15 protein-coding genes are annotated in these 18,394 nt (G+C 71.5%); 8 read left to right on the top strand and 7 right to left on the bottom strand.

Annotated features, from left to right (window positions below; genetic code table 11):
- Nucleotides 1-239: 239 nt before the first annotated feature.
- Entirely contained in the window at nt 240-803 is a 564-nt protein-coding gene (locus ABD236_RS26810) for a GNAT family N-acetyltransferase (protein WP_344077781.1), read from the bottom strand.
- A 30-nt stretch (nt 804-833) separates the two neighbouring features.
- On the bottom strand, nt 834-2,177 hold the full coding sequence (locus ABD236_RS26805; RefSeq protein WP_344077778.1) for an NsdA family TPR-like regulatory protein: 1,344 nt from the start codon (nt 2,175-2,177) through the stop codon (nt 834-836).
- Between the two features lie 723 nt (nt 2,178-2,900).
- Between ABD236_RS26805 and ABD236_RS26800 the strand changes: the two genes are divergently transcribed.
- From ABD236_RS26800 to ABD236_RS26775, 6 genes are all read left to right on the top strand, one after another.
- Nucleotides 2,901-3,914, top strand: a complete 1,014-nt coding sequence (locus ABD236_RS26800; protein ID WP_344077776.1) for a hypothetical protein — start codon at nt 2,901-2,903, stop codon at nt 3,912-3,914.
- A 64-nt stretch (nt 3,915-3,978) separates the two neighbouring features.
- Nucleotides 3,979-5,487, top strand: coding sequence for an amino acid permease (locus ABD236_RS26795; RefSeq protein WP_344077998.1), 1,509 nt, complete (start codon nt 3,979-3,981; stop codon nt 5,485-5,487).
- A complete protein-coding gene (locus tag ABD236_RS26790) occupies nt 5,487-6,938 on the top strand; it encodes a glutamine synthetase family protein (RefSeq protein WP_344077774.1) in 1,452 nt (483 codons plus the stop codon). The genes ABD236_RS26795 and ABD236_RS26790 overlap by 1 nt, the downstream gene beginning before the upstream one ends.
- A gap of 131 nt (nt 6,939-7,069) precedes the next feature.
- Nucleotides 7,070-7,951 carry a Scr1 family TA system antitoxin-like transcriptional regulator gene (locus ABD236_RS26785; RefSeq protein ID WP_344077772.1) on the top strand — a complete coding sequence of 294 codons (882 nt, stop codon included), beginning with the start codon at nt 7,070-7,072 and terminating at the stop codon, nt 7,949-7,951.
- Nucleotides 7,921-8,493 carry a GntR family transcriptional regulator gene (locus tag ABD236_RS26780; RefSeq protein ID WP_344077770.1) on the top strand — a complete coding sequence of 191 codons (573 nt, stop codon included), beginning with the start codon at nt 7,921-7,923 and terminating at the stop codon, nt 8,491-8,493. The genes ABD236_RS26785 and ABD236_RS26780 overlap by 31 nt, the downstream gene beginning before the upstream one ends.
- Nucleotides 8,494-8,552: 59 nt before the next feature.
- A complete protein-coding gene (locus ABD236_RS26775) occupies nt 8,553-9,227 on the top strand; it encodes a hypothetical protein (protein WP_344077768.1) in 675 nt (224 codons plus the stop codon).
- A 118-nt stretch (nt 9,228-9,345) separates the two neighbouring features.
- Here the strand turns inward: ABD236_RS26775 and ABD236_RS26770 are convergent, their stop codons facing one another.
- The gene (locus ABD236_RS26770) at nt 9,346-9,648 is read right to left on the bottom strand and encodes a hypothetical protein (RefSeq protein WP_344077766.1); all 303 of its coding nucleotides are present in this window, start codon (nt 9,646-9,648) and stop codon (nt 9,346-9,348) included.
- Nucleotides 9,649-10,089: 441 nt separating this feature from the next.
- On the opposite strand from ABD236_RS26770, the gene ABD236_RS26765 reads away from it, so the two are divergent.
- Together ABD236_RS26765 and ABD236_RS26760 are read left to right on the top strand one after the other, a co-directional pair.
- Nucleotides 10,090-10,593 (top strand): aminotransferase class IV, encoded by a 504-nt coding sequence (locus ABD236_RS26765; RefSeq protein ID WP_425543962.1) that lies wholly within the window; start codon nt 10,090-10,092, stop codon nt 10,591-10,593.
- A gap of 22 nt (nt 10,594-10,615) precedes the next feature.
- On the top strand, nt 10,616-11,560 hold the full coding sequence (locus tag ABD236_RS26760) for an SUMF1/EgtB/PvdO family nonheme iron enzyme (protein WP_344077764.1): 945 nt from the start codon (nt 10,616-10,618) through the stop codon (nt 11,558-11,560).
- A 51-nt stretch (nt 11,561-11,611) separates the two neighbouring features.
- Here ABD236_RS26760 and ABD236_RS26755 read toward each other — a convergent pair whose 3' ends face one another.
- From ABD236_RS26755 to ABD236_RS26740, 4 genes are all read right to left on the bottom strand, one after another.
- Complete coding sequence (locus ABD236_RS26755) at nt 11,612-12,595, bottom strand: C40 family peptidase (protein WP_344077762.1); 984 nt, start codon at nt 12,593-12,595, stop codon at nt 11,612-11,614.
- 64 nt (nt 12,596-12,659) lie between these two features.
- A complete protein-coding gene (locus ABD236_RS26750) occupies nt 12,660-12,947 on the bottom strand; it encodes a hypothetical protein (protein WP_344077760.1) in 288 nt (95 codons plus the stop codon).
- Nucleotides 12,948-13,183: 236 nt separating this feature from the next.
- The gene (locus ABD236_RS26745) at nt 13,184-15,709 is read right to left on the bottom strand and encodes a hypothetical protein (protein WP_344077758.1); all 2,526 of its coding nucleotides are present in this window, start codon (nt 15,707-15,709) and stop codon (nt 13,184-13,186) included.
- Nucleotides 15,706-18,372, bottom strand: coding sequence for an ATP-binding protein (locus tag ABD236_RS26740; protein WP_344077756.1), 2,667 nt, complete (start codon nt 18,370-18,372; stop codon nt 15,706-15,708). The genes ABD236_RS26745 and ABD236_RS26740 overlap by 4 nt, the downstream gene beginning before the upstream one ends.
- Between the last annotated feature and the right edge of the window lie 22 nt (nt 18,373-18,394).

Here is an 18,394-nt window from a genome sequence, read left to right as displayed (position 1 = left end):
GGTGCTGCGGTCGCCGGTATGCGCTGCCGGGCCGGTTCCGCCGACGCAGGATCCTCCTCAGCGGAGCACGCCGGACAGACGGCGCCCCCGTACACGTACCGGCACCCCGTACACGCACCGACTCAAGGAGGATGGTCATGGCCGCACGCAGCCGGGATGGCGGCCACAGGGCCGCGGCCGATTCCCCGCGCGGCGTACGGAAGGCGGCAGCGGAGGGGCGGACTGCGGCGCGCCGCGGTCTAGCGCCCCCGGCCCGCGAGGCGGGTCCACTCGTGGTCGAGGACGGAGTGCACGATGGAGTCGCGCCATACGCCTCCCTTGTGGACGTGCTCCCTGATCCGGCCCTCCTCGACCATGCCGACCCGTGCCATGGTCCGCGCCGAGGCCTCGTTCAAAGGCGACCGGGCGCCCCAGATCCGGTGCAGACGCAAGGGGCCGAAACCCACGTTCAGCAGGAGGCGCAGGGACTCGCTTCCATACCCTGCGCCCCAGGTGTCGGGGCGCAGGGCGAAGCCGACGGTGGCCGCCCGGGGCTGGTGCGGGTCCAGGGCCAGCCGGCCGAAGCCGATCAGCTCGCCGCCGTCGCGGCGGACGACGGCGAGCGCGTACTCCTCACGCGGACACGCCACGGCCGACGCGAGGGAGCGTCTCGTGATCGCGTGGACCTCGTCCCGCGTGCGCGGCTCGAACGACAGGTGCTCGGTCGCCGTGGCGCTTCCGTAGATCGCGTGGACGGCGTCGACGTCGTCGAGCGCGAGCTCCCGAAGCTCCAGACGGGTGGCGCGGCGGCTGATCGGATGCATGTCGGGCGACTCTACCCAGCGCGGGCCGCGTCAAGGGCGGGGCAGGGCCAGCCGGTTGGGTTCGTACGCCTCGATTTCTTGGCGCAGCTGCCCCGCGACCTGCCCTGTCCGGGCAGCGCTCTGCCCCAGCGCACCGGCGACCCGCGTGACGGACGCCACGATGCCGTGGTTGCGCAGGGGCGTAGCGAGGTCGAGGACGGGACGGATCGCTTCGGCGGCCCCGTCCAGGTCGCCGCCGTGGAGCCGGGCGAGCGCGAGGTTGCACTGCGCGCCGGCTTGGTCGCCGAAGGCCCAGTCGCGGGCGCCGGGGTCGCTGAATCCGCGTACCGCGTTCTCGGCGTTCGCGGCCAGATCGGGGCTGCCCAGACCGAGCAGGGTCTGCGCTTCGACGGTGTAGTAGAGCTGCTTGGCCTCCGAGAAGGTCAGGATCCCACCCAGCGCGTCCAGATCGTCCGGCTGAACCCGCTCGCGGAGCGACTCGGCGTGCTGGATCGCCTCGCGAGCCGACTCCTCGTCCCCGAGGAGCGCCGCGGCGCGGGCCTCCAGGCTCCTGAGCCATATCGCAGCCGAGCCGCGCAGGTCGGGGCATTCCTCCGTTCCTTGCCGGGCATAGCGGAAGGCCTGTCCCCCCTTGTTCGCCCAGTACGCGACGAGGGACTTCACACCGAAGCTGAGGGCGACCAGGCCGGCGTGCTCGGCGTGCTGCGCACAAACGCCGGCGGTACGCGCCTGCATCATGGCGAGCTTCGGGTCCCCCATGTCGTGGCAGCCCTTGGCCATGTGCAGCGACAGAATGGTCGCGAGCACATGCAACTCGCGCAGCTGGCTCGGCCTGGCGCGGCCCCCCTCGATGTGTCCGAACACCTCGTCCTGAACCCGTGCGATGTCCTCCCAGACCTCCGTCAGAGGTACCTTCTGGTACCGCTCCACGATCGTCCCCACCTCGTCGGTGAGCAACCCAAGGGTTTCCAGCCCGAGTTGGCCCCGCTCCGTTCCCATGGCGAATTCCGCTGCGCGTCGTGCGGCCATGTCTGCTGTCCTTTTCATCTGTGCCAGAACCGCGCCGCGGTCGACGGGTTCGTCAGTTGTGGACGTACGGAGCCGCGTCGGCGGAGGCGGCGTGCTCCCGGCGGGAACGTCGCTCCACAACTCGTCGATGCTGAGGTTGAACATTCGGCGCAGTACGCGGCGGGCGTCCTTCTGGGGCTGGCGTTTCCCGTAGTACCAGCTCTCGAAGGTCTTCAGTGCCGGCTCCAGGTTCCGCAGCCCCGCCTCGTCGAGCTCACGGGCTGCCAGCCGGAAGTGCGGGAGGAAGTCGTTGTAGTCCCGCAGTCCGGCTTCATCGAGCAGGTATCGGAACAAAGTGGGCATCATGCCCCTCTCTCCCGGTTTCTCCGTAGATCCGACGGTAGGGCTTCAGACTGTCAACCTTCCCTGCGCCAGCGGCAGTTGGCAATGGCGGGCCGTAGCCGAGGAGAGTCCGAGGAAAGAAGGGGGAACGGCGGCCTTCCTCGGCGCGGTTCCGAGGGCGGTTTGGGGCTGGATCTGGCGACCGGCCTCTTGCCAGGCTCCTCTTCGCCACCCGCGGAGCGTGCCCACCCGACCACCGCACCGCCGGGAGCCCTCGCGAGCAACCGTTCCTGCCGTCGTCGGCGAGCAGGAAACCATCTGCTGTGCCGACCCCTATCGGAGGCATTCCCATGCCCAACTTCGTGATCCGCCTCCCTGGTGCCGGGAAGGCGAGGGAAGACGTTCTCAGCGCCCGGATGGTGCGCGAGGTCGAACGGACCGGGTGGGCGCTCATGCATCACGTCGGCCACCTCACTCCGGGGGAGGAGCGGTGACCACTGCCACCACCGGCGGGACACCGTCGGCGGCGTCCGCGCCGATACCGATCGGGTCACGCATGGCCGCGACGACCGCCGCGTACACCACGTACGGGTGGTCACCGACGAAGCAGCTGCCCGCCGCCCCCTCACCGTCAGGCGAAGGCGCACGGCGCGCGAGGGCGCGTGCGGGTGCTCATCGGGAGCCCGCGGAGCCTCCTGGGGCAGGGCGGTGAGGGCACGCGGGAGGGGGGTCGGCGAGGAGGCCGTGGTGCCCGTCTACCACCCGGCCGGGTTCGACACCCCGCTGCGCACCGCGCTCCAGGAGATGGAGGCGGCCAGGTGGGCCGGGATACGCGATCTGCTGCGCACGACCGGCCAGGACTGGGTGCTGCGCACCTCGCGTACCCAGGTCCTGGCCGCGGCCGCGGCGCGCGCCGGCCGGGACGTCGTGGCGTCCTGGCTGCGCGAGGAGCCCGAGTGCGTGGACGCGCACGTCATGCACGCCCGCGTGCTGGTGCAGCGGGCGTTGGAAGCCCACCGCCACGGGCGAGCGAACACCGCCCCGCTCATCGAGGCGGCGCATGCCGGCTGCCTGCACGCCTGCGAGCGTGCCCCGGCGGACCCGGTGCCGCTGATCGCCCTGCTGGCGCTCGGGGTGACGGACCTCGGCCTGCGCCGGCCCGAGTACCGGCAGAGGACGAGTGAGCCGATGCTGCCGCCGGGCCCCTGGGGGCTGTGGTCGGCCGTCTGGCAGCGCCACCCCTACAACCGGGAGGCGGTGCACCGGATGCTGCGCTGCGTCACCCGCCCCGGCACCGGGGCCGCGCCCTTCGAATTCGCCCGGTGGGTGACGTCGTGGGCGCGCCCGGGGGTGGACTCCGCCCTGTTGATGCTGCCGCTGTACGCGGCCGTGGACGCCCTGCGCCACCACGGCGGCCGGCATCCGCTCCTGCGCCACCAGTGGGCGCGCGATCCCGTGCGCCGCGACGTCCTCATCGCCTATGACAGCGCGGATCTGCGCGCGGATCCGCACGTGTCCGTCACCGACCTCAACCACCTCGCCCACGCCCTGTTCTCGGCCCGTGAGTACGCGCGGGCCGGGGACGTCTTCCGCGTCCTGGACCGCCACTTCACCCGCGTCCCCTGGGCGTACGGCACCGCCGACCCGTCCCACGACGCCCTGGCCGCCCACGAGTTCCTGCGGGCACGCGGCATCTGCCTCCACTCCGACCGCGTCGCCCGCGCCCAGGGCGGCCGCCCGCCCGGACCGTCCCCGCCCTGACCGCGCCGCACCTGCCCACGGCCCCTCTCCTTCTCCCTCTTCCCTGGAGGTTGTGTTGCGCTCGATGCCCCCGCCGGCGGCCAGACCCGGGCAACCGGTCGACGACGACCGCCTGCGCGAACTCGGTTACACTCCTCGGCTGACCCGGCGCATGGGGCGGTTCGGCAACGCGGCGATCAGCTTCTCGGTGATCAGCGTCCTGTCCGGCTGCATGACGATGTACGGCTTCGGCATGGGAGCCGGCGGGCCCGCGGTCATGCTGTGGGGCTGGCTGGCCGTCGGCCTGATGGTCTGCTTCGTCGGGGCCGCGCTGGCCGAGGTGACCAGCGCCTACCCCACCAGCGGCGGCCTGTACTTCATGGCGGACCGGCTCGGCGGCAAGCGGTGGGGCTGGTACACCGGCTGGCTCAACCTGCTCGGCCTGCTCGGCGGCATCGCCGGGATCGACTTCGGCGCGGCCCTGTTCACCGGCGCCTTCCTCAACCTCCAGAGCGGCTTCACCCCCACCCCCGGCAAGATCATGGCCATCTACCTGGCGATCCTCGCCCTGCACGCGGTGCTCAACCTGTTCGGGGTGCGGCTCATATCCGTACTCAACTCGGTCAGCGTGTGGTGGCACCTCGCGGGCGTCGCCCTCATCGTGGGCGCACTCACCCTCGCGCCCACCCACCACCGCTCCCCGCACTACGCCTTCACCGAGTTCGTGAACACCACCGGCTGGTCGTCGAACGGCTATGTGGTGCTGCTCGGGCTGCTGCTGGCGCAGTACACCTTCTCCGGCTACGACGCCTCCGCGCATCTGTCGGAGGAGACCGTCAACGCCGCCCAGGCCGCTCCGCGCGGCATCATGAGCGCCATCACCTGGTCCTGGGCGGCCGGCTTCGTCCTGCTGTGCGGCCTGACGTTCGCGATCCATGACTACGCCGCGGTGCAGGGCTCCGCGCTGGGTGTGCCCCCGGCGCAGATCTTCCTCGACGCCCTGGGGGTGGGCTGGGCCAAGGCGCTGCTCCTGGTGGTGATCGTGGCCCAGCTGTTCTGCGGCAACGCCGAGACCGCCGCCTGCTCCCGGATGATCTTCGCGTTCAGCCGGGACAACGCCCTCCCCGGCAGCGCACGGTGGCGCCGCGTCCACTCCCGCACGGGCACCCCCCGCGCCGCCGTCTGGCTGTCGGTCGCCGTCGCCGCCGTACTGGCCCTGCCCTACCTCTACAGCCCCACCGCCTACGGCGCGGTCGTCGCCATCAACGTCATCGGCATCACCCCCGCCTACGCCATCCCCGTCTACCTGCGCGTACGCAAGGGACGGTCCTTCGAGCCCGGGCCCTGGAACCTGGGCCGCTGGGGCAGACCCGTCGGGATGGTCGCGGTGGTGTGGGTGGCGTTCGTGACGGTCGTCTTCTGCCTGCCCCAGAGCCACCCGGTCACCGTGGACACCTTCAACTACGCCCCCCTCGCCCTGGTCGTCGCGCTCACGCTGGCCGCTGTGTGGTGGCGGGTGGCGGCCCATGACTACGAGCTGCCGCCGGTGGCGGCGAGCGGCGACCTTGCCAAGATCCAGGGCGAGGTCGTGTGATGCCCCCGGTGTGGTCCCGCGAGGGCGCCGAGCATCCGGGCGGCCCCGCCGCCTCCCCCGCTGGTACGAGCAGGGCCGTTCCGCGCAGGCCGCGTGGCCAAGCGCCGCCGTTGCAGGCCCTGGAGAAGGCGGTCGAGGAGGGGCGCGTCGACACGGTGCTGTGCGCGGTGGTCGATCCGCACGGGCGGCTGGCCGGCAAGCGCTTCGGCGCACGGCACTTCCTGCGCCAGGTGGCGCCGCACGGCACGGAGATGTGTGCCTACCTCCTGTCCAGCTCCGTCGACATGAACCCGGCGCCGGCCGAGTCGCGGCTCGCCTCCATGGAAGGCGGGTTCCCCGACTTCCGTGTGGTGCCCGACCTGGCGACCCTGCGGGTGGTGCCCTGGCGGCCGAAAGCCGCGCTGGTCCTGGCCGACGCCCTCGGCGACCACGGCAGGCCGGCCGCGCTCAACCCACGGGAGATCCTGCGCCACCAACTGGGCCGCCTGGCCGCCCACGGGCTGCACGCGCACGCGGGGCTGGAGATCGAGTTCGTGGTGTACCGGGGCACGTACTCCCCTGCCCGGGCGGTCGGCGGGCAGGAACTCCCGCCGCTCACCCCGCCGGGCGGCGACTACGGCCTGCACCAGCATCCGGCCGTCGCCCGCTATCTGCACCGGCTGCAACACGCCTTGGAGGGTGCGGGGATGCCGGTGGAGGCGGTCAAGAGCGAGGCCGCCGCCGGGCAGTTCGAGGTGACCTTTCCCTACGGGGACGCGCTCGAAGCCTGCGACCAGCACGTCGTGTTCAAGAACGCGGCCCAGACCCTCGCCCGCGGCTGCGGGGCGGAGGCGACGTTCATGGCCGCCCCGCAGACCGGCGTGGGCAGCGGCCTGCACCTGCACGTCTCACTGACGCGCACCGGTAACCCGGTCTTCGCCAAGGGCGAAGGGGGCGTTCTCTCGCAGACCGGTGAGCAGGCGATCGCCGGGCTGCTGGACGCACTGCCCGAGCTGGCCGTGCTGTACGCGCCGAACACCAACTCCTACAAGCGGTATGTGCCGGGCTCCTTCGCTCCGACCCGTATGACCTGGGGCGTCGACAACCGCACGTGCGCGGTACGGGTCGTCGGCCACGGCCCGAGCCTGCGCACCGAGATCCGGGTTCCCGGCGCGGACGCCAACCCCTACCTGGCGCTGTCCGCGGTGATCGCCGGGATCGTCCACGGCCTGGACTGCGCCCTGGTCCCGCCGCCGCGCTGGACCGGCGACGCCCACGCGGCCCGCGACGAGCCGGCGCTGCCCGCCGGCCTGGAGGAAGCGCTCCTGCTCCTTCAGCACAGCACGCTCGCCGAGAAGGCCTTCGGGGAGGAGGTCGTGGACGGCCTGGTCCACCTCGCCGGGGCCGAAGTGAACCACCAGCAGCGCATGGTGACCAACGTCGAGCAGGACAGGTGGTTCTCCCAGGCGTAGCCGAGGCGGCCCGACCACCCGGGCCCCTGTCCCTCGGATCACGAACCTCCGATCCCGAAGCTCCGACCACGAACCTCCGACCACGAACAAGGAACCGTCATGAGTGGTGTCCGAACCGGGCGACCGGCCCGATGACCCCGACATCCAACGATCCTCCCGTCCGCCTGCTCGTCCTGGGCGCCAACCTGACGCGGATGCGCGACCTGTGGGGAGTGAGCCGGGGCCACATCGCGGCCGCCGCCCGCGTCAGCGCCGACGCCCTCGCCGACTGGGAGAGCGGCCGGGCAGCTCCCCCGCCGTGGGGCCTGCAACGCCTGATGCGCTTGTACCGCCTGCCCCCGGAGACCCAGCGGGTACTGGCCCAGTGGGCCAAAGAAGCCTCCGACCCGCGCACCCGGCACGCCTTACTGGACACCGGTCCCGCATGGGAGGACCGGCTCGCGGCCCTCGAACTCGCCGCGGTCCGCGTCCGGGCGTTCAGCGACTACACGGTCCCGACGGCCGTACGCAGCAGTACGTACGCGCAGAACCTGGAGCAGATGCGCTCCGGCACTCCGCTGGGGCTGACGGACCCGGAGCGCCGGCCCCGGCCGGTCGTCACCGGTCCGCACTCCTGGGAGCACATCGACGTCATTCTGCACGCCTCCGTGCTCACCCGTCCGTTCGGCAGCGAGCCGGGCAACCTGCACCCCCTGGCCGACCAGCTCGCGTACCTGTGCAAGGTGGCCCGCGACAGACTGGCCGACATCCGCATCACCCCCGTCGGAGCCGGCCACGGCGTACAGGCCGAGGGCAGCGACCTCCTCGGGCTGACCATGCCCTGCCCCCACCGCTCCACGGTATGGGTCCAGACGACCTCCGGCTCCGCCACCTACCTCAACGGGCCCCACGGCCAAGAGCACCAGCGCACTTTCGAAGAACTGAGCAGCCGGGCGGCCGACCTGCCGCTCAGCGCGGTACTGCTGCACAAGGCGGCGGACGCGTGCATGACGCGGGTTGCGGGGGAACGGTGATCCGGCGGCACATCGCGCATGCCGGAGGCGCGCACGGGCCGGACCGGGCCGGCGGCACCACGGGGGCGCCGCCGGGCCAAGCCCTACGGATCGCCGCGCTCGCCGCACGTATGCGCCAGGACATCCACACCGGCGCTTGGCCCCCGGAGCACAACCGCGTCCGCCGCGACCTGTGCGACCGCTACCAGGAGCCGGAGCGCATCGTGGCGGGTGCGGTGAAGCTCCTCAAGGGCGAGCGTCTGCTCGACGTCCGGCCGGCGCTCGGAGCCCGACCGCTGCCCGCCGCCGGGCGCGAGCCGGCACGCTGGTCCTGCGGCGCGGACATGACGCTGGTCGCCAGCGTGGAGGCGGCCATCAAGTCCCGGATCGCCGCCCCGGGCTTCCCACCCGACGGGGCCCTGGACAGCGCGGACCTGGCGGCGGAGTTCGACGTGTCGCGCAGCACCGTCACAGCGGCTCTACGGAGGCTGCGTGAGCAGCGCCTCATCGTGGGCAGGGGCAGCGGGATCCGCGTCAGGGGCCGGGCCCGGGGCACTACGTAGCCCGGCTGGGATCGTGCACAGGACAGGGCCCGTCCGGGCTTCGCGACGACGAGGAGGCGATGATGGCCGTGGTCACTATCGCGTTGGCGGCCGACGGCCGAGGGTGGCTCGACGGTGTCGAGTTGGCCGGCGACAACGCCCGTGCGGCGGCCCTGGCCGCAGTCAGACGGATCGCCACCGATCGCCGTCGCCCCGTGCGAGTCCAGGCTACAGAACCCGATGGTTCGGTCTGGCACTTCATGGTCGGACCGGACGGCATATTGGATGCCGAGCAGGAGCACCAGGCGCTCACGGACCCTGACGCGCACGCCGTGCCCCCGGCTTACCGCGCCGCGGTCGAGGCCGTTGTCGCAGCCGCCGACGGCGACCAGGAGCACATCGCCATGCTGCTCGCCGCTCGCTTGGAGCTAAGGGTGATGGCAGAGCACGGTGCCGGTCATCCGTACGTCTGGCGGGCGCGGGAGCTGCGGGCCCACCTCACGTACGTGTACGGCAAACCAGGAGCGGCGTGCGAGCTGTATGTGGAAGTGGCACGCGGCTGGGCCGAATGCGCCAGTGACGAGTACTGGGCTGCTGCGCAGAGGGCGCACGCGCTGTGGCATGCCACAGCGGACGAGCGCTGGCGTCTGGTGTGGCTCGGCAATCAGCTGGCGGACCTTCTCCGCCTGGCGCCGGACCCTGAGCGGGCGATGCGGGCGCTGCGGGAAGTGCTCCGGCGAGTCGACGAACTCTGACGGCCGTGGTCATTGCGGCAGCTGCCCTCCGACCCGGGTGCGGTGCGCAGCCCGCTCTCCTCCTTGGCACCTGCGCTCACTGATCTGGGCTGCTTTGGTACCAGTCGGCCCCGCAACTCTAAAGTAGCGACGCCGGGGGGCCGGAGCGGGCACGGTCCAGGACTCGCGCGATGGCCTGGCTGTCCAGCTGCCGGATGCCCGTGCGCAAGGTGCCGATCGATCGGTACATCGCGTCCAGGAGCGCGTCCACCTCGCCGAGTTGGTCGACCAGATCGACGGCGTCGGGCTGCCAGCGGCCGTCGGGGGCAACCGCGCGGATCAGCCTGCCCCACTCCCCCAGCGCGGCCTCGACCAGCGCCCTGGCATGCTTGAGGTCCTGGGCGGAATAGTCGTCGGCGCAAAGGTGCGGCGGCCTTGCCATGGTGGGGCTCCAAACTGAACGGCCGTCACTTCACCCGGCGTTCACTGCGGTGGTCGAGGACGATCGCACCGAGGAACAGCCGGGCCACGTGCCGATGTGCGGCGCTGGCCCCTGTCGGAGCCCGGGCGTTCGTACGAGCCCCGTGGGTTGTCCGAAGGGACGTGCGATCGTGACCCAAGGCTGACCCGGTGCGACGCACAGCGCAACGCACTTGACCTGTGCCAGCACCGAAACAGAACCGAAATCAGCTGGCCGGGTTCCACAGCTGAAGGATCGACGCCTTCATGGCGACTGGCAGAGTGTGGGCCATGGCTGAACTGAACGGCGCGCCCGCCTCCCCCGCCGACCTGCAAGCCCTCGCCCTGACGAACTACGGTCACTTCACCTCGATGCGGGTCGACGACCACCGGGTCCGCGGGCTCTCTCCACCTCGATCGGCTCGTGCGCGACTGCCGCGCCGTCTTCGATGCCGACCTCGACCCCGCCCGCGTCCACCAGCTCATGCGCCAGGCCGTCGGGGACCGGGGCGGCTCGTTCGTCGTGCGAGTCACCGTCTACGACCCAGCACTCGACCTCGGCCGCATCGGCGGTGACGCCGAGCCTCATATTCTCGTGACACACCGAGCGGCCGCGTCGGCCGAGCTGCCGCCGCTCCGAGTGAGGTCGGTCCCGTTCGCCCGGGACACCCCTGAGGTCAAGCACGTCGGTTTGTTCAGCCAACTACGGGCAAGGCGCCGAGCCCAAAGGGCCGGCTTCGACGACGCCCTCTTCGTGCATCCGACGGATGGCACCATCTCCGAGGGCGGAACCTGGAACGCCGCCTTCATCGACGCCGAACACGTCGTTCGGTGTCCGCCCCCTCTCCCTGGTCGACAAAGAGGAGTTCGCGTCGGACCACGCCGTGCTCGAGGCTCTGCGTCACACCTACCACGCCATTCCCGGTGAACCGATCTAGAGAAGGATGACCATGCCTGTCGTGACCCGCTGGACCGGGCTGGAGGTCAAAGCCCTCAGAGCCGCCAAGCGCCTGTCTCAGGTGGATTTCGCGGGGCTGCTGGGCGTGTCCGACCGCATGGTGGTGGTCTGGGAGGGCAAAGGACGCCAGATCGTGCCCAGGGGCATCAACCAGGCGTCCCTCGACACCGTTCTGGCGTCCAGCCCCGCAGACGCACAAGCCCGCTTCGTCACGCTGCTCGCCGAACTCTCCGGTGCCGCGGCGCCACCCGGTCCCTTGCCGGTCAACGCATCGGACCCCGTCCTGCTCTCCCCAGCCGACCATGTGCGGCATCCCCTGGACGGGAAGCTGATGACTGCCGTCAGCGAAGGCATTTTTCTCCGCGGCACGGAGAACAAGCCATTGTGGGAGGACATGTTTTACATCGACGTCTTCCCGACCACCAACGCCGACTACGCGCGCTTCGTCGCGGCCACCGGCCACCGGGCCCCGCGCCACTGGAACAGGGGCCGCTGTCCGGTCAGCCTCTACGACCACCCCGTGGTCTGGGTGACCTGGCACGACGCCCGTGCTTACGCGCGATGGTGCCACAAGCGTCTGCCGACGGCGACGCAGTGGGAAAAGGCGGCCCGGGGAACCAGCGGCAGCGTCTACCCCTGGGGTGACCAGGCCACCGCGGCGAAGCTGAACGTCCGGGAGTCCCACATCGCCACCACCACCCCGGTCAGCCGTTACCACAGCGGCGTCAGCCCGTACGGTGTCTACGACCTGTGCGGCAACACCTGGGAGTGGTGCGCGAGTACGGCCGTGCGCGGTCGGTACGAGCTCAAGGGCTCGGCATGGACCGCACACTTCCGGCGATGCGCGCCGTCGTCGTACAACGACGCTGACGCCACGATGATGGACGACGACACCGGCTTCAGGTGCGTAACGGCCCCGGAGCACATACGCGGCTGACAATCGCCGCGGACGGGGAGCGCGTTCACAGCGGCCCCCTCCCGTAGGCGGTCAGACCTGGGCGGTCGTCGGCCGCATCTGGGAGCGCGGCAGGCGGCCGAACCGCAGGTTTTCGCGAGCGGGGTCGTAGGCGCGCACCCGGACATCGAGCCCGGTGCGCGGTGCTTCCACGGCGACACCCGGACGTACGACGATGAGCACGTGGCCGGGGCCGGCCGTTCCCTGCCGCCCGAAGCCGCTGAAGATCAAGTCACCGGTCCGCTCCTGCCCGGCCCGCACCGGGACGGACACGTTGTACATCTCCTGGCTGGTGCGGACACTGAGGTCGTATCCGGTCCGGCGCCAGGCGTAGACGATCAGCCCGGAGCAGTCGAAGGAGTGGGGTCCTGTCGCTCCCCACTCGTACGGCTTGCCGACCTGCTGGAGCGCCACGGCGACGTACCCGGAGGCCTGGGTGGCGGGGGGCAGGCCGACCGGGGTGCACCCGCGGAAATCGATCTGCTGGACGCCTCCTCGGCGCAGGCTCGCGACGACATTGACGGCGGTGGACTCGTGCCGGGCGTAGGCGGTGGGAAATCCGCTGCGCTGCACGGCCTGGGCCGCGACGGTGACGGGCATCGACTGCCAGCCCCGGACCTTCAGCAGGTGTTCGTAGAACTTCCGGGCCGAGTACACCGGATCCATGATCTGTGCCACGGTGCCCCAGCCCTGGGACGGCCGCTGCTGGAACAGGCCCAAGGAGTCCCGGTCGCCGTAGGAAAGGTTGCGCAGGCCCGACTCCTGGAGGGCGGTGGCGATGGCGACGACCTGGCCGCGGACCGGCACACCGATGGCGTCGCCGGTCGCGATGATCGTCTTCGCGTTGCCGGTCTGCTCCGCGCTGAGGCCGAAGGCGGGATGGCTGTCGGCAGCGGTGAGGGCCGAGCCTCCCAGCCCCGTGGCGCAGCTGATGTCGGCCATGGCCGCGCCCCTGGCGGCGGCCGACAGACTGCCCACCAGGGCGAGCGGCACAAGAAGGACTCCGGCGACCAGCACACCCAGGAGAAGAGCCGCACGGCGGCCTGTCGGGGTGGATGCGAGAACGGTGGGGAGCGCCACGTCAGTCCACCGCCTGCGCGCCGGGCCGCAGGTCCTGGACCTGCCAGCCACCGCTGTTCCCGGTGGCGGGGACCAGGACCACGGAGACCATTCCGGCGTCGGTGCGGACGGCGACCTCGGTGTGGGCCGTACCGGTGTCGGTGAGCCGCAGCCGTCCCAGCACCCGGGTGGCGCTGATGGTGCGCGGGTCGACGGTGGCGAGCAGTTGGGCGTACTGATCGGTCGCGTACCGCGCCGTGCTGCCGTACCACTCCCGCCAGTCGGCCGGGTGGTGGGCCCAGGCCGTCACGAAACGTCGGGCCGTGTCGAGGGCCTGTGACAGATCCCGCGTCGGGGAGGCTGGCGGTGCCCGGTGCGAGGCGGAAGCGCTGGGGCGGGCGGCCCCGGACGCGGGTCCGGCGTGTGGCCGCCCTCGCCCGGATGAGACGGCCAGACACAGTCCGGTCAGGAGCGCGGTGACGATGGCCACAGTGACCAGGAGGTGGCGCGGCGACCGGAGCGGCCACCGCCAGAGGTCCGTGGGGATCACTGCGGGCCCTCCTCGTCCCGGCCGTTGTCGTCGCGTACGGTGAGGCCGCCGTCGGCCGGATCGAAGATGACGTAGACGCCGTCGCTGTCCGGGTGCACCCAAGGGGTGACGGCCTGCGGGACGGACCGGCGTTCCTGGTACGACTGGCCGCTGCCAGGAGCGTCCTCGGCCGGCCTGACCGGGTGCGGCGGGTCCATCGGATGCGCGCCGGAGGGCAGAGACGGGCGCACGCGAGGTGCGGGAATCGTCCCGCCGCCGTCGGCACCGTTCGCCGAGGAGCCCCTGGGCAGGGGGGCCGGGCCAGAGGGGCGGGGCCCGTTGGGCAGCGACGCGGCGGCCGAGCCGCTGCCCGCCGGGGGGTCGGCAGCTCGGCCACCGGCGAGGGCCGTGCCGATGGAGACCGTGTCGTCGTCGACCTCCCACCCTTCGGTATCCCAGACGCCGTCCAGAGAGGGGGGCATGCCACTCGCACCGCTGGGGGCATCGGAGACGACGAAGAAGCGCTCGTGCCCGGTCGGCGCCTGATAGGGATCGAGGGCGCCGTCCGACTCGTAGTCGCCGTAGGGTTCGAACGCCCCGTCGGTGCCCGCCTGCGTGGCCGGGGCCGCACTCCGGCTTCGGCTGCCCGGGCCCGGCCCGGGGCCGCCCGGCCCCCCGGGGGCTCCCGAGGCGCTTTCCCCGCGGTCGTCCCACCAGGAACCGAAGCCCGGGGCCGGCTGCGGCTCGTGGAAGGCCGGTTCATCGCCGTCGTCGACCGGGTCGCCGTCGCGGCCGCTGGTGCCGCCGTGAGACTCGCGCAAGTACCGCCGACTGGCGATCCAGTACTTGGCTGCCGTCTTGGCCGTTTTCCTGGAGACGGCTGTTCCCGCGTCCTCCATGAAGTTGCGACTGGGCTTCATCATGGCGGACAGCCGCCGAAGCGGCCGGGTCATCCGCCACAGAACCCAGGTGATGAGCACGAGCAGGACGATGGAGAGCCAGGTGGGAAGAGCGGTCGTGCCCGTAGTCAGCGTCTGGACACACAGCACGTCGATGGCGCCGGCCGCGGCGAAGAGCGGCACGTTGACGCAGCACGCGGCGGCGGAGTGCAGCGCGGTCTTGATGACGCCGTCCATGCGCCGGTGCAGTCCGATGACCGCCAGGGCGGGAAGCAGCACCACGATGAACCGGATGGTCAGTTTGCCCGCGATGATCAACAGGTCGCTGACCATGGAGAAGAGGTTCGTGGCGAAGCATGAGAACAGCGACAGGAAAGCGCTGCCCAGCCGTCCGTCGGCCCGGCCCCTGAGGTGGTCGTAGGCGCCGGGATCCTCGTCACGGATCGACGAGGCGATCTCCTTGAACCGCTTCATCTTCTCCGTGATGACCTTGTTCCGCTCCGAGGAGCGCGCTTCGCTCCAGGTAAGGGCCTGCGCGTCGAAGAGCTGCACGCCGTACTTGCGGGCCACGGGAGAATCGGCCGAGCCGAGGGTTCCGCGGAGCCAGTACTGGTAGAGCGTGGAGTGCACCAGCATGTTGCCGTGGGCGGTGGCGCTGTCCGCCCGGGGTGGTGTGCCGGGGTCGGCCGGCGGGGCTTGGCGGTGGTCACCGTGCGGATAGGCCGCGGGGTTCGCCCGGGCGGCCGGGACGGAGCGGTCGGTGTCCGGGTGGACGTTGGCGAAGGCCTGATCAATCTGCGCGACCACGGTGTTCATCGTGTCGTCGGCAAAAGCGGACGCCTGTACGGGGTAGCTCGCGACGCCGGTCGCCAGGGTCATCACGAGCACCGCCCAGACGGCCTGGCTCGCCGCCGCACTCATATTGCGGCGGCGCGCCTGGAAGAGGAGGACCGCGCCCAGGACGACCAGGGACGTACCCACCCAGGGGGTGTAGAGCGCGTCGCGGACGGCGCGGGTCGCGGCTTCGACCGTCGGGTTGAGGCTGTCGAGGAAGGTGCGGCCGGTGGCCTGCTGGCGCAGCACCACGGTGAAGGCCGTCCACCCCTTCGACCAGCTGAAGGCCAGGTTGGCGAACCAGTTGTTGGAGGTGCTGGAGGGGTCGCGCAGCGCGCCTCCGCACCCCAGGTCGTAGGTGTTCCAGTGCAGTCCGGCGTAACCGTACTGTTCGAAGAGCCACGCGTCCGCGTCAGCGGCCTTGGGGTCCCGGGCAGGCGGTGTCTTCTCGGGGCCGGGATCGATCCAGCCGAGGAAGCCGTCGCCGGGGATCTCCGGCACCGGTGGGGCTTTGCAATCGCCGGTGAACTGGTCCAGGAAGCTCCCCCCGTCGCGGCCGTCCGGTGTTTCCGTCCCGTTGCCCGAGTCGCAGTATTCCCGGGCCGGCCCTTTGAGCTGGCCGCAGGGGTTGACCGGAGCCGACGGGCTGGGTGCCGGCGCCGGGGTCGGGGCGACGGGGGCGTGGACCGTCTGCGGCACGGCCGCGTGGGCGCCGGTGGCGGTGGCGGGGGCCAGAAGCATGCAGAGCGCGCCAAGGACCGGGGCGATCCGCCCGGCGGCCCGCAGCCGGGCTCGTTGCAGGCAGGTCACGTCCGGGCCTCCTCGCTGACGCCGACGCTGCTCCACGGGCCTGCGGCGGCCCTGGCCGCATGGGGATCGGCGGTGGAGTCGAGCGCCTGGAGCAGAGCGGGCCGGTGTCGCAGAGGCACAGTGATGCGCTCGATCCCCCCCGCACCGTCGGAGAAGACGAACTCCCGGTCACCGCGGCGCTTGGTGTCGCCGTGCGCCTGGGGGGACAGGCCGGCCAGCATCTCCTCATAACCCGCGCCGAGTTCGACGTTGAGCAGGCGCAGGGCCGCGCGCTGCGCCTCGATGCCGGTGGTCCGTCCCACGAGCAGGCTGTCGATCCAGTTCTCGATGCCCGCCGCGATGACGTCCTGGCCGTCCTGGGTGGACAGCAGGAACCTCGCGTTGTGCTTGCGGCTGTCGCGGCCCGACTTGCGCAGCAGCTCGCGACCGCTGGAGACACGCCCCAGAACGTGCCCCTCGTCCAGCCATAAGCCCTTGCGGTCGTGCAGGTCCCTTGCGTAGATGGACCGTTGCGCGTACCAGGCCGCCAGATACAGCAGCGGCATGGCGTACTGCTCCTCGACGGACCAGTCCTCGCGTGCGGTGTCGGTGGAGGGCAGGGCCAGGCCGCGCAGGTTGAGGACGACCAGCCGCCAGTGCCGGGTGGTGTACTGGTCGTCGCCGTCGACGGAGGGGAAGACCAGCTGCCCCTGGGGGAGGTCGGCGGCGGACTCCAGCAGGTCGGCGATGTCCTGGGCGTGCTCGGAGTGCGAGCCGTCCAGTTTCCGCAACTGCTCGATGACATAGCGCGGGGAGCCGTGGACGGAGGTGTCGGCTCGTTCGGCCGCCTTGTGCATGACCAGGGCGGTTTCGGCAGTGCGTGCGACGGCGGGCGGCAGCATGCCCATGAGCACGTCGGTGGCGAGCGTGCGCCTGATGCCGCGGGCCCGTTGTGCTTCCTGCCGGTAGGCCCGGTCAGCGGCCTGACGGGGGTTGTCCTCGTACCGGTAGAGCTCGGCCGTGTAGTGGCCCGGGTCGGGGTCGGGCACGATCCGGTAGGGGTTGAGGGTGCCCGGCTCGGACGCCATGAGGTCGATGGCCTTGCTGTAGGGGCGCAGTTCCGGCAGGGAGCACAGGCGCCGGACGGGCCCGCTGGGATCGAGCACCACCCAGGGCACGCCCATCTGCGAGGTGTGGTAGACCGTGGCGCCGCCCAGGACCGTCTTCCCGGAGCCCAGGGTGCCCAGGATCGGGGTCAGGCCCGACGCCTCGCGGACCTCCTGGCTGTGCCAGGGGTGCCACATCACTGGGCGTCGGGCGGTCCCGCTCGTGTAGCCCAGGTTGAAACCCCGCCGGTCACCGACGGAGGCCGATACGGCGGGCAGGCTTCCGCCGAGAGTGCGCACCGGCATACGCCGGGCGTAGGCGTCACTGGCCAGCGGCTCGCCGGGGATGAACTCCCGGGCCAGCGCGTACTGGCCGCTGGGGTGCTGGACCGCGCAGTGCGTGCCGTACCGCTCGGAGAGCCGGGTGATGCGCTCGCGCAATTCCTCCTCGGTGGGGGCGGAGATGGCGATGCGATACCAGCCCTTGGTACGCGCGGACAGTCCTGTGGGGCCGGAGCGGATGTCGTCCTCGATCTCCCGGCCGGTGGCGGCCTGCCGTCCGAGGCTGATGGGCACCTCGATGCCGTGTTCGCGGTGGTGGCGCACCTGGTGCCGTACGGCGTCCAGCTGGCTGAGGATTTCGTTGCCCGCCTCAGTGGCTTCACGGATGTCGACGGTGGCTGATGCCTCGTAACCGAAAGGGAGTTGGTCCAGGCTCTGGAGCCAGGGCCCGTGTCCGGACTCGGGGATGGCGGGCCATTCCATCCGGCCCAGTGTGAGGACGGCGACATGACGCGTCACGCGCCGTCCGTGGCGATCGCCGGAGACGAGGATGTGGCCGCTGTAGGGGCTGGGTGAGGTCCACTCGGTACCGCTGGTCCATTCGTGCAGGTCGTCGGCGCGCCATCGGTCGTTGGGCTGGGGCCTGGTGTCGAGCGGGGCGGGCAGGCACAGCCCCAGGGACCGGGTCATCAACCAGTCCATGTCGGAGGCGGTGGTCGGGACCGCGCTCATACCGGGTCCGCTCATGATGCGGTCGACGTCGGTGATGTCCCGCTGGAGCGCCTTGAGCTGGCGGTCGACGGCGCCGCGCACGAGCTTCTGCACGGCCCGCCCGGCGCTGGTGATCCGGCCGACCCGCACGCCGTAGTACACGACCTTGTCGTCCAGGGGAAGGCGGGCGACTTTCCGCTGCTCGTCGGCGAGGTACTGAGCCCAGGTGGGCAGCGGGTCGATGACGCCGGCGTGCAGGTCGGCGGCCCAGCGGGCGACCGGGTAGGGGCGGTGGGTCACCCGGATGTGGATGCGGTGCCCGGCGAGTTCGGCCAGGCGCTGCGCATGGGCGAGGATCAGGGAGTTGCGGTCGCCCATGCTCTGGAAGCTCCAGCGCACGGGGCTGGCGAGGTACCAGGCGGTGACCTGGCCGCCGCGGGTGATGGTGAGGTTGCCGATGATGTCGCTCAGCTGCAGCCCGGCGGAGACGGGTCGAGTGGGTTTCGCGGTGGCGTCGGAGCTGGTGAAGAGCCGGAGCCGGCCGCGGCGCGGGACGCCCGCGCCGGTTTTGGTGGTGGGTGTCACGGTGGGTTGCCTCTGAGGTGTT

The sequence above is a fragment of the Streptomyces crystallinus genome (assembly GCF_039521265.1).
GTDB lineage: Bacteria > Actinomycetota > Actinomycetes > Streptomycetales > Streptomycetaceae > Streptomyces > Streptomyces crystallinus.
This window is presented reverse-complemented; position numbering and strand designations above follow the sequence as displayed.

Coding starts and splice junctions, on each gene's coding strand:
- ABD236_RS26810 (WP_344077781.1), bottom strand. CDS start 803: ATGCATCCGATCAGCCGCCGCGCCACCCGTCTGGAGCTTCGGGAGCTC.
- ABD236_RS26805 (WP_344077778.1), bottom strand. CDS start 2,177: ATGATGCCCACTTTGTTCCGATACCTGCTCGATGAAGCCGGACTGCGG.
- ABD236_RS26795 (WP_344077998.1), top strand. CDS start 3,979: ATGCCCCCGCCGGCGGCCAGACCCGGGCAACCGGTCGACGACGACCGC.
- ABD236_RS26790 (WP_344077774.1), top strand. CDS start 5,487: ATGCCCCCGGTGTGGTCCCGCGAGGGCGCCGAGCATCCGGGCGGCCCC.
- ABD236_RS26785 (WP_344077772.1), top strand. CDS start 7,070: ATGACCCCGACATCCAACGATCCTCCCGTCCGCCTGCTCGTCCTGGGC.
- ABD236_RS26775 (WP_344077768.1), top strand. CDS start 8,553: ATGATGGCCGTGGTCACTATCGCGTTGGCGGCCGACGGCCGAGGGTGG.
- ABD236_RS26770 (WP_344077766.1), bottom strand. CDS start 9,648: ATGGCAAGGCCGCCGCACCTTTGCGCCGACGACTATTCCGCCCAGGAC.
- ABD236_RS26760 (WP_344077764.1), top strand. CDS start 10,616: ATGCCTGTCGTGACCCGCTGGACCGGGCTGGAGGTCAAAGCCCTCAGA.